Genomic DNA, 10446 nt, shown 5'->3' with positions numbered 1-10446 from the left:
TTCCGGCCACGGGGCCCGGCAGTTCCGTCGCCGGCGCCCTAACTATTCGTTCAAGCCGAACCCGCTTCGCGGGTCGGCTTAACTCAAGCGTTAGGCGGCAGGAACTAACTTTGCGCATACTCATTGCATTGGTGATTGGCCTCTTGCTTTCCGCGCTCTTCCTTGGCGTCTCCTTTGCAACTGACGGAGCCGGTGGTGCTTGGCATCACCTCCGCGACATCTTTATCAGCCCGCCTCTTTGGCTGTTGCAAACTGGGCTCCCTGCAGTTTCCAAGTCCCTAGCCATACAGCCCGGCGGCCCATACAGCGGCGCATCGTTCTTTATGCTGTTCTTTGTGCTGTTCTGGTGGTTGGTCTGCTCGGCGCTGGTGTTTGCCATCCGTCGCCAGCCGCCTAACAAGTCATTCAAGCCGAACCCGCTTCGCGGGTCGGCTTAACTCAGGTGTTAAGCGGTTCGTTCTTTCAAGCCATTCCCGATTGGAGGCCGCTTCGTTACGAAAGCGTGCATGGCAGGTACCCTGTCAGGCGCTTGTCCTCACCACGCATCTCGGCTTGACTCGGGAGTCAGTCGTGGCAGACAGATCTTCGGAGTTTGAAGTGGACAACACCAAAGCCCTGTGGCAACTCGAGGAGCAATTCTGGCTGGGATCGTCGGACTTCTATTCGGCCACCCTGGCGCCGGACGCCCTGATGGTGCTTCCGCCTCCTGCCGGGATCCTCGATCGCGCCGCCACGATCAAATCGGTCAGTTCGGGAAATCGCTGGGGTAACGTCCTGTTCCGGGACAAACAGCTCGTGTCCGCAGGCCCAGCCGCAGCCGTGCTCGTGTACGTGGCGAGCGCCGATCGCGGCACTCCCGATTCGGCGTATGTTGCCCAGTGCACCTCCACGTACGTGTGCGAGGGTGAGCAATGGCTGCTTGTCGTGCATCATCAAGCACCCATAGTCCAGGCAGCTGGCGGCCACGCCTAGCCATTCATTCAAGCCCAAGCCGCTTCGCGGCCCGGCTTCGCTCAAGCACCACGCCGCATGGACAGAGACGTCGCACCCGAATCCGGCTTCGTCGTCAGCTGCGGAGACCTCTCCTGGATCGAGGCCGATGAGACGAGAGGCGCAGTCCCTAGCGCTCCGCATCCGCACGTGGTCGTGCAAGAGGACGTCTTCAGCCAGTCCCGCATCGGCACCGTCGTGGTCTGCGCATTGAGCTCGAACCTTCGCAGGGCCTCAGCGCCCGGCAATGCCCTCCGCGAGCCGGGACAGGCGGACCCAGCGTCGTGATCGTTTCGCAGGTGTCCTGTGTCTACAAGGCGCGGTTGGGCCAATACATCGGCTCGCTCTCGACAGCCCGCGTCAGGTGGTTGCCGGGTTACGCTCCGTACAACAAGCCTTTTATCGCCGTGGCTGGCGTCCGAGGCGTGCGGCCCGGCGGTTCATTCGGGCCGGTGCCGGTTCGCGTCGCGCAGGGCAGGGCAGGGCAGGGCAGGGCAGGGTAGGGTAGGGTGGGGTGGGGTGGGGCCCCGACCCGGCTCGTCCACGTGGAGTCAGCGAGTGATGACATCAAGGATCGACTCGGCCTCACGGCTGATCCAGGGGACGCCGCAGGCGATCTACCGCGCGTTCGCGGAACCGGGCGCGATGGAGCGCTGGCTCCCGCCGGACGACATGACGGGCGAGATGCTGCATTTCGACTTCCGCGAAGGGGGTTCGTACCGCATGCGGCTCACGTACGCGCGATCGGGCGAGGGACGCGGCAAGACCTCGGAGGACGCCGACGAGGTCGCGGTGCGACTGACGAGGCTCGAGGAAGGGCGACGGATCGAGCAACAGGTCATGTTCGAGAGTGAGGACCCCTCGTTCGCCGGCGTCATGCACATGATCTGGACATTCCTGCCTCGGGACGACGGAACGTTCGTGACCATCCGGGCCGAGGACGTCCCGGAAGGAGTTCGGCCGGAGGACCACGAGGCCGGTTTGATTTCATCCCTGGAGAACCTGGCCGGCTTCGTTGAAGCGGCGGAGTAGTCGGTTCCGTTTCGCGAGTGACCGCGCGACAGGAATACAGCGGGCAGTGTCATGCGTGATCTGCAGGTGGGCGTTCCCCGCTGATCGAGAATGCGCGATCTGTCAGCACCATCGTCCGGCACGTACGGACTCCCATCGTTGCGGCCCGCGCGTACCGCCTGAAGCTGCGAGGCGCCAGTTGATACGAAACGAGCGTACTTGCGGCGCGTCGGTCCGACGGACGCTCGGTTATGCTGGAACCTCGCGCGGCGTGCTCCACGACGCTTCAACACGGAGGTTCCATGGGTAGTTTCAGCATGTGGCACTGGCTAATCCTGTTTCTGTTGGTGGCGATACCGGCAGCGCTGATCGGCGCAATGGTCTGGCTGATGAGGCGGCTCTCACGTCGCAAGCACGGCTCTGCGGAGCGCCCGCCAACGGCGGGAGGCGAGGCAACACCCGCGGGGGTGGACGCACGCCTGAAGCGTCTCGATGCACTGCTGCGTGCGGGCGACATCACGCGCGACGAGTACGAGCGTCAACGCGCATCCATCATCGCCAGCGTGTAGGGCAGGCTCGCACGTGCATCACTGAAGCGAAGCGTGCCGCAGGTTGCCCCGATCGCCTAGGTGGTCGCTGCGTCAGGGCGGGCCCTGCTTCGAACCCGGCCCGTAGGTGCGAGGCAGCTCACTCCCGCACCAGCGGCCGCACCACCTCCAGCATCGTCACCAGCATCTTGCCCGGTTCCTCCCACGGGACCATGTGCGCGGAGCGTTCGAACCACACGCCGCGCTTGGCGGGTGCGTCCACGTGCTGCAGCCAGTCGGCGGTGGGCTGCGAGGGCGTGGTGTAGTCGTGGCGGCCCATCAGCATCACCACCGGAATGGGGAAGCGGCGCACATCGCTGAAGTCGACCTGCACGTACTCGTCCAGCAGGCGGTCGAGGGTGAACAGGCTGCCGGCGTTGATCGCGGCGCGGTCCTCATCGTCGTAGTCGGGAGACAGGCGCGCGGCACCGTAGTACCAGGGGTTGGTCTCGTCGCGGAAAGCGGCCATGCCGCCGTAGCGCTGCGGCCACTTGCGCGCGGCGACGATGCGCTCGCGCGTGATCGGCTCGTTGCCGGGATAGGGCAGCAGCGCCTCCATCTCGCGCAGCGCCTCGCGGTCGCCGCGCCGCCGGGCCTCGTCCAGGCCGAACTGCAGGCTGATGCGTTCGTTCTCGCGCACGTCGATCACCTGGCCGATGCCGACGTAGGCGTGGAACAGGTCGGGCCGTGCGAGCGCGGCGCGCATGGCGGGGATCGTGCCCCAGCTGTGCGCCATCAGCACCAGCTTGTCCTGCCCGAGCTTCGCGCGCAGGTGCTCGGCGATGGCGACCAGGTCGTCGACGTAGGTCTGGATGCGCAGCGTGCCGGCGAGCGCGTCGGAATGGTCCTCGCGATACGTCTTGCCGGCGCCGCGCTGGTCGTAGTGGACCATCGTGAAATATTCCTCCAATGGTCGCTGCCACTGCCACAGGCTGGGCATGGACGGGCTGGCGGGCCCGCCGTGCACGAACAGCACCACCGGGTTGGCGCGATCCTGGCCACGGATGCTGATCCAGTGGTCGACGCCGTGAATCGGGGTGCGGTAGGTCTCCTGCATGCCGGCCGGGCCCGGGATGCGCAGCAGGTCGGCCATCACGGCGCGGGCGCGGACGGCTTCGTCATCGGGCTCGGCGGCTCGGACTGGCGGCGTCGCGAGCGCCAACATCAGCGTGCCCATGAGCAGGCCGGCGGCGAGGGTGAAGCGGATCTGCAGCGTGCGGGTATTCAATTCGGGGGCCTCCCAGCGACGGGTATGACTCCCGGGATACCAGCGGAAGGCACGCGGTTGCAACCACGCGGCGACGGTGGCGGTGGCACCGCGTCCTGGCGCAAGGTCTGAGACCGCCCGCGGCTACACTGGGCGAATGGACGCGAACACCCTGCAATGGCTGCTTCTGGGACTGACGCTGGCGATTGCCGCGCTGCTGACGATCCTGGTGCTGCGACGGCCGGACGCGCGCCTGGAGCGCGCACTGCGCGAGGAACAGCGCGACGGTCGCGCCGAACTGCGCCAGCAGCTCGACAGCCTGTCCAGCGCCCAGGAACACCGCATCGATGCCTTCGGCCGCCGTCTCGACGACCTGGCCACCCGCACCGACCAGCGCCTGGACGTGCTGCGCGAGGCGCTGGTCGAGGATGCGCGCAAGGCGCGCACCGAAACCGCCGAACTGCACCAGCGCTTCGAGGCGGTGCTGGGGCAGCGCCTGGGCGAGCTGACCCAGCGCAACGAACAGCGCATCGGCGAGATGCGCGCGACGCTCGAGCAGCAGCTGCAGCGGCTGCAGGCCGACAACGCCGCGAAGCTCGAGCAGATGCGGGCCACGGTGGACGAGAAGCTGCAGTCCACGCTGGAGACGCGGCTGGGGCAGTCGTTCCGGCTGGTGTCCGAGCGGCTCGAGCAGGTGCAGCGCGGGCTGGGGGAGATGCAACAGCTGGCCACCGGCGTGGGCGATCTCAAGCGCGTGCTCACCAACGTCAAGACCCGCGGCATCTTCGGCGAGGTGCAACTGGGCGCGCTGCTGGACCAGGTGCTCACCCTGGAGCAGTACGCCATCAACGTCGCCACCGTGCCCGGCAGCAGCGAGCGCGTCGAGTTCGCGGTGCGCCTGCCCGGCAGCCAGGACACGTCGATCCTGCTGCCGATCGACGCCAAGTTCCCGCGCGAGGATTACGAACGCCTGCTCGATGCGCAGGACCGCGCCGACGTCGATGCGGTGAACGCCGCGGCCACCGGGCTCGAGCGCCAGGTCAAGCTGGAAGCGCGCCGCATCCGCGACAAGTACCTCGCCCCGCCGCACACCACCGACTTCGCGCTGCTGTTCCTGCCCACCGAAGGCCTGTACGCGGAAGTGCTGCGCCGCCCGGGCCTGTTCGAGGCGCTGCAGCGCGAGTTCCGGGTCACCCTCGTCGGGCCCACCACGCTGCTGGCGCTGCTCAACAGCCTGCAGATGGGCTTCCGCACGCTGGCGATCGAGAAGCGCTCGAGCGAGGTGTGGCAGCTGCTGGGCACGGTGAAGTCGGAGTTCGGCAAGTTCGCCACGGTGCTGGAGAAGGCCACCTCGCAGCTCGACACCGTGCAGAACAGCATCAAGCAGGCGGGCGTGCGCACGCGCGCGATCGAGCGCCAGCTCAAGGGCGTCGAGTCGCTGCCGGGCAGCGAAGCGCCGGCGTTGCCGGGGAGCGAGGACGGGGAGTCCTGACGCCGAGGCGTCCCATCCGCATGGAGCAATGGAGATGATGCAGACCAGGTTCGCAGTTGCACTCGCCGTCGTCGCCGCACTGGGGGGCGGCTTCCTGCTCGGCCGCGCGACGGCGCCGTCGTCGGGCAACGATGCGACGGATGACACCCTCCGCACGGTCGAGTCCCGCGCCCCCGCGTCCGCGTTCGACACCCGTGGCGATCGCGATGGGCAGGCGCTGACGGCGCCGCCGCAGCAGGCGTCCACACCGCGCTCCGCCGCAGCCACTTCCCCGCCTGCCGGGACCACGTCGCCCGCACCCGGCCCCGCGCAGGATGTTCCACCGGCCGGAGGGCCACGGCCGCTGCTGCCCGACGATGGCGACGCGCTGGCGGCCCTCGAATCGCAAGCCGCCAGCGACGGCGGCGCCATGCAGGATCTGCTCGAACTCTCTCGCCGCGAGCCGCGCGACGACGACGCGCGCCGGGTGGAGGCGTTGCTGGCGGCTTCGATCCGACGGCTGGGAGACCGCTACACGCGGCTGCGCCTGTCGCCGCCGCAGTGCACCGCATCGGTGTGCGTGATCCGCGGCGTTGGCACGTCCATTACCGAGGACCCGCGCGCCGACTGGCAGCGCCTGGCCGGTGCGTTGACGGACGAGCCGTGGTTTCACGAGACCTTCGACGAGACACGCACGATGGTCGGCGCCGCCGCCGGACGCGCGGTCTACCTCACCGTGTTCACCCGTTGCGCGCCCGGCGCGTGCCGCTTCGGCAGCGGCCGGCGTTGACGCGGCTGCGCGTCTACGGCGTCGGCGACAGCGGCACCATCGGCATCACGTCCACCGGCACGGTGGGATTGGCCTCGTCGTCGAGCAGGTAGTCGGGCAATTCGTCCTCGGCCTGCTGGCGCCGGTCGGACTGGATCTGGTAGTTGCGGCGCTGCAGCCAGGCATCGCGCACCAGGGCGTACTCGTCCGCGGCGCCGGCGCGCATGCCGTCCAGCGCGAACAGCTGGGTGCGCAGGTCCACCAGCTGCAGCCCCTGCAGGAAGAACCGGGTGCCGTCGTCCTCCACCTGGCGGGTCGGCGACAGCGGGGCGTCGCCGACCAGGCCGAAGGTGTCGCGCAGCGTGCGCGGGCCGAACAGCGGCAGCTCCACGTAGCGCGAGTTCCGCCAGCCCCACACGCCCAGCGTCTGTCCGAAGTCCTCGCTGCGGTTGGGGATGTTCGCGGCCGAGGCCGGGTCGAACAGGCCGCCGACCCCGACGGTGGCGTTGAGCAGGAAGCGGCCCAGCGACTGCCCGGCCTGCTTCGGCCGACCCTGCAGCAGCGCGTTGAGCGCGCTCACCGGCTGGCCGAGGTTGTTGAAGAAGTTGCCCACGCCCAGTCGTACCGGGCGCGGGACCACCTTGACGTAGGCGCGTGCCAGCGGGGTGGCGATGGTGCGGTCGACGGCGTTGTTGAAGCGGTGGACCTTGCGGTTCCAGGTCTCCCACGGGTCGTAGGCCGCCGGCATCTGGGCGGGCGCGGGCAGGGTGGGATCGGCGACCGGATCGTAGGGGCCGGCGCCGTAGATCGCGGCGTAGTCGAGCTCGGCCTGGGTGGGTGGCTCGCCGGTGGCGGCCGGGGCGGCGGATGGCTGCGTTGGCGCCGCCGTGTCGGCGGTCGCGCCGGTGGCGCCGGTGGGATCGGCCGCCACGGTGGACGGCTCGGCCGCGGTCACGTCGGACGGCTGCGCGGACGCGTCGACCGCCACCGCGGCATCGTTTGCTGCGGTGGGCGCGACCGCGACAGGCGCGGGCGCGTCCTCGCGCGTGCCACCACCGCCGGCGCAGGCGGCGAGCAGCAGCGGCAGCAGGAGCGGGGTCAGGCGCGGAAGGCGGGGCGGCGTCATCGTGGCGGTCCGTCGGACGTCGTGCGCGGGCGTCATGCCTGCGCGAAGGACAGGGCGGGGGAGAGGCGGTAGGCGCGGCGCAGGCCGTCGAGACCGGGCGGATCGCCGGCCACGGACGCGCCGCCGTTACGTTGCGCGAGTTCCACCAGCAGCGCAAGGCCGGCGCTGTCCACCGACGACACCGCCGCCAGATCGAAGCGTTGCGCGCCCGGCAACAGCCGCAGCGCCTCCGGCCACAGCGCGGCCACGGCCGCGCGCTCGAGCGCGCCGGCGAAGGCCAGCGCGTTTCCGCTGCGCGTCACCGTGGCCGGCGACGCGGTCACTCGGTGCCCGCGTCCGCGGACAGCTGGCCGGCGCGCAGTTCGCGGGCCACCTGTGCGATCGGCTTGCGCTGCAGCTCGCTGTCGAACTGCTGGCGGAAGGTCTGCACGAACGACACGCCTTCCACCATCACGTCGAACACGCGCCAGCCGCTGCCGGCGCGGCGCATCAGGTAGTCGACCGGGATCGGCTCGCCGCCCTGGCGGGTCAGCTCGCTCGACACCTTCACCCCCAGCCCGCGCGGTAGCGCGGTCTCGGACTTGATCCGCACCTGCAGGCGGGTGTTGAAGTCGATCAGGGACGAGCCGTAGCGGCGCATCAGGTTCTCGGCGAGCGCGTCGCCGAAGGCCTTCACGTCGGCGTCGGACGCGCCGCGGCCATGGCGGCCGAGCACCTGGCGCGCGGCGTAGTCGCGGTCGAACATGCTGTCGAACTCGCCGCTGATGAAGCGCTGCAGCGCGGCGCGGTCGCGGGTGAACTCGCCGCGGCGCGATTCCAGCGTCTCCAGCACGCGGCGGGTGTTCTCGAGCACCAGTTCGCTCGGCGAGCCCTGCATGTTCGCCGGCGCGGGCGCGGCGGCGGGCTGGGCCTGGGCGGCGGCGATCACGGGGGCGCCGGCGGCCAGGGCGGCGGCGAGGGCGAGGACGAGGAGCTTGCGGGGGCTGGTCATGGGGTCGTTCCTTCTTCGGGAGCGGATGTCTCGGGGGCGGCGCCGGCGGGCGGCTCGGCGGACGCGGGCGGCGCGGCGTCGGCCTCCTCGCCGCCGCCGCTGAACATGTACTTGCCGACCATCTGCATCAGGTCGACCGCGGGCGTGGTGAACACGATCTCCTCGCCGGGCTTGAACACTTCCATGTCGCCGCCCACCTGCAGGCCCACGTAGCTCTCGCCGAGCAGGCCGCCGGTGAGGATGCCGGCGGAGGTGTCGATCGGGATCTCGGCAAAGCGGCTGTCGATGGCCAGGGTGACGATGGAGTCGAACTTCACCGGATCCAGGTCGATCCCGGACACCCGGCCGACCGTGACGCCGCCGATCTTCACCGGCGCGTTGGGCCGCAGCTGGCCGATCTGGGTGAAGCGCGCGGTCAGCTCGTAGCTGTCGCGCGCCATGCCGAAGCGGCCGTTGGTGGAGGCGATCGCCAGCACCAGCAGCGAGCCCAGCGCCAGCACGAGGAAGGCGCCGACGGCGAATTCGAGACGGGGACCGCGGTTGGCCATGGTGGTTACCTCGACGCCGCGCATGGCGGCGTGTTGTGCGTTGCGAAGGGTACGGACGGCGGCTGAACACGATGCATGCGGATCACCGGAACAGGAACGCCGACAGCACGAAGTTGAACATCAGCACCAGCAGCGAGGCGTTCACCACCGCGCGCGTGGTCGCCACCGAGGTGCCCTCGATGGTCGGCTCGGCGTGGTAGCCCACGTACGAGGCCACCAGCGCGGCGGTGCCGCCGAACACCGCGGCCTTGACGAAGGCCGGCACGAAGTCGCTGTGGAAATCGACCGCGTCCTTCATCGTCTGCCAGAAGGTGCCGTTGTCGATGCCCAGCACCTGCACCGCCTGGAACCAGCTGGCGGCGATGGCGAAGCTGGCGAAGAAGCCCACCAGCAGCGGCACCGTCAGCACCGCGGCCCAGAACCGCGGCGCCACCGCCTTGGCCACCGGGTCGATCGCCATCAGGCCGAGCGCGGTGATCTGGTCGGTGGCGCGCATCAGGCCCAGTTCCGCGGCGATCGAGCTGCCGGCGCGGCCCACGAACAGCAGCGCGGTGAGCACCGGCGCCAGCTCGCGGTACAGGCCCAGGCCGATCAGCACGCTGACCTGGTTCGAGGCGCCATAGGTCTCGAGCGCGCGGAAGCCGAGCAGGGTCAGCGACAGCCCGACGAAGGCGCCGCCGACCGCGATGATCGGCAGCGAGCGCGCACCGATCTTGTAGATCTCGCGCACCAGCTCGGCGAGGAAGTCCGCGGTCGGCTTGGACGCCCGCAGCACCGACAGCGAGAACAGGCCGGCGCGCCCGACCGAACGCAGGGCGGCGGTCAGCGGCATCACGCCACCTCCGCGCGCGGCGCGCTGTCGAAGGCGATCGGGCCGTCGGGTTCGCCGCGCAGGAACTGGCGCACCAGCGGATCGTCGCTGGCCTCCAGTTCGGCCGGCGTGCCCGCGTACACGATCCTTCCATTGGCGATCACCACGGCGCGGTCGGCGATCGGCAGTGTCTCGTGCACGTGGTGGGTGACGATGATGCTGGTCAGGCCGAGGCGGTCGTTGAGCGCGGAGATCAGGTTGGTGATCACGCCCGAGGCGATCGGGTCCAGGCCGGTGAGCGGTTCGTCGTAGAGCATCAGCGGCGGATCGAGCGCAATGGCCCTGGCCAAGGCGACGCGGCGCGCCATGCCGCCCGACAGCTCGCGCGGGTACAGGTCCGCGGCGGCGCGCAAGCCCACGGCGTGCAGCTTCATCTCCACCAGGCGGTCGATCACCGGACGCGGCAGGCGGGTGTGCGCGCGCAGCGGCAGGGCGATGTTCTCGGCGCTGGTGAGGTCGGTCAGCAGGCCGTTGCCCTGCAGCAGCACGCCGATCGACTTGCGCAGTTCCAGCAACTCGCGCTGGCGCTGCGGCACCGGCTGGCCGAACACGTCGACGCGCCCGGCGGCGGGGACCAGTTCGCCGGTGAGCGCGGCCAGCAGGGTCGACTTGCCGCTGCCCGACGGCCCCAGCACCGCGGTCACGCTGCCGCGCGGCACGACCAGGTCGATGCCGTCCAGGATCGTGCGTGCGCCGCGGTCCAGGCGGACCCCGGTCAGGCGCACGGCGGGGGCGTCGTTGTCGGCGGCGTCGGGCATCGGAAACGGGGGAGTGGAGCGACCGGCGGGCGCCGGCGAAGCGTCACAGGATCGCGAACCGCGGCTGAACCTCGCCGGAGTCACTGAACCGGAGGGTACAGGAAATGGAAGTCACGC

General features: G+C 69.9%; 14 protein-coding genes. 7 read left to right on the top strand and 7 right to left on the bottom strand.

The genetic code is table 11. The annotated features are described in order from the left end of the window. The 5 genes from QFW80_RS00890 to QFW80_RS00875 form a co-directional block, all read left to right on the top strand. Nucleotides 1-437, top strand: a 437-nt coding sequence (locus QFW80_RS00890; RefSeq protein ID WP_280599045.1) for a hypothetical protein, incomplete at its 5' end; no start/stop codon positions are given. 160 nt (nt 438-597) lie between these two features. Continuing rightward, the gene (locus QFW80_RS00885) at nt 598-972 is read left to right on the top strand and encodes a nuclear transport factor 2 family protein (protein ID WP_280599044.1); all 375 of its coding nucleotides are present in this window, start codon (nt 598-600) and stop codon (nt 970-972) included. Nucleotides 973-1029: 57 nt separating this feature from the next. Further along, complete coding sequence (locus QFW80_RS17560; RefSeq protein ID WP_425603475.1) at nt 1030-1278, top strand: type II toxin-antitoxin system PemK/MazF family toxin; 249 nt, start codon at nt 1030-1032, stop codon at nt 1276-1278. A gap of 273 nt (nt 1279-1551) precedes the next feature. Further along, on the top strand, nt 1552-2022 hold the full coding sequence (locus tag QFW80_RS00880; protein WP_280599043.1) for an SRPBCC domain-containing protein: 471 nt from the start codon (nt 1552-1554) through the stop codon (nt 2020-2022). 281 nt (nt 2023-2303) lie between these two features. Beyond that, nucleotides 2304-2570, top strand: a complete 267-nt coding sequence (locus tag QFW80_RS00875; protein ID WP_280599041.1) for an SHOCT domain-containing protein — start codon at nt 2304-2306, stop codon at nt 2568-2570. A gap of 118 nt (nt 2571-2688) precedes the next feature. On the opposite strand, the gene QFW80_RS00870 is transcribed toward QFW80_RS00875, so the two are convergent. After that, nucleotides 2689-3816, bottom strand: a complete 1128-nt coding sequence (locus QFW80_RS00870; protein ID WP_280599040.1) for an alpha/beta fold hydrolase — start codon at nt 3814-3816, stop codon at nt 2689-2691. Between the two features lie 136 nt (nt 3817-3952). Here QFW80_RS00870 and QFW80_RS00865 point away from each other — a divergent pair, with 136 nt between their 5' ends. Together QFW80_RS00865 and QFW80_RS00860 are read left to right on the top strand one after the other, a co-directional pair. After that, nucleotides 3953-5287, top strand: a complete 1335-nt coding sequence (locus QFW80_RS00865; RefSeq protein ID WP_280599039.1) for a DNA recombination protein RmuC — start codon at nt 3953-3955, stop codon at nt 5285-5287. Between the two features lie 28 nt (nt 5288-5315). Further along, nucleotides 5316-6056 carry a hypothetical protein gene (locus tag QFW80_RS00860; protein WP_280599035.1) on the top strand — a complete coding sequence of 247 codons (741 nt, stop codon included), beginning with the start codon at nt 5316-5318 and terminating at the stop codon, nt 6054-6056. Nucleotides 6057-6069: 13 nt separating this feature from the next. Here the strand turns inward: QFW80_RS00860 and QFW80_RS00855 are convergent, their stop codons facing one another. The 6 genes from QFW80_RS00855 to QFW80_RS00830 all read right to left on the bottom strand — a co-directional run bounded on the left by QFW80_RS00855 (nt 6070) and on the right by QFW80_RS00830 (nt 10329). Beyond that, nucleotides 6070-7161, bottom strand: a complete 1092-nt coding sequence (locus QFW80_RS00855) for an MlaA family lipoprotein (RefSeq protein WP_280599033.1) — start codon at nt 7159-7161, stop codon at nt 6070-6072. Between the two features lie 32 nt (nt 7162-7193). Beyond that, a complete protein-coding gene (locus tag QFW80_RS00850) occupies nt 7194-7484 on the bottom strand; it encodes an STAS domain-containing protein (RefSeq protein ID WP_280599030.1) in 291 nt (96 codons plus the stop codon). Continuing rightward, nucleotides 7481-8152, bottom strand: coding sequence for an MlaC/ttg2D family ABC transporter substrate-binding protein (locus QFW80_RS00845; protein ID WP_280599028.1), 672 nt, complete (start codon nt 8150-8152; stop codon nt 7481-7483). Before QFW80_RS00845 ends, QFW80_RS00850 begins: the two co-directional genes overlap by 4 nt. Beyond that, nucleotides 8149-8700 (bottom strand): outer membrane lipid asymmetry maintenance protein MlaD, encoded by a 552-nt coding sequence (mlaD, locus tag QFW80_RS00840; RefSeq protein ID WP_280599052.1) that lies wholly within the window; start codon nt 8698-8700, stop codon nt 8149-8151. The genes QFW80_RS00845 and mlaD overlap by 4 nt, the downstream gene beginning before the upstream one ends. Nucleotides 8701-8782: 82 nt before the next feature. Continuing rightward, complete coding sequence (locus QFW80_RS00835; RefSeq protein ID WP_280599026.1) at nt 8783-9532, bottom strand: MlaE family lipid ABC transporter permease subunit; 750 nt, start codon at nt 9530-9532, stop codon at nt 8783-8785. Next, nucleotides 9532-10329, bottom strand: coding sequence for an ABC transporter ATP-binding protein (locus QFW80_RS00830; RefSeq protein ID WP_280599024.1), 798 nt, complete (start codon nt 10327-10329; stop codon nt 9532-9534). Before QFW80_RS00830 ends, QFW80_RS00835 begins: the two co-directional genes overlap by 1 nt. Between the last annotated feature and the right edge of the window lie 117 nt (nt 10330-10446).

Source organism: Luteimonas rhizosphaericola (assembly GCF_029888045.1).
Lineage (GTDB): Bacteria > Pseudomonadota > Gammaproteobacteria > Xanthomonadales > Xanthomonadaceae > Luteimonas > Luteimonas rhizosphaericola.
The sequence above is the reverse complement of the archived record's forward strand: the minus strand, read 5'-3'. Positions and strand labels throughout refer to the sequence as shown.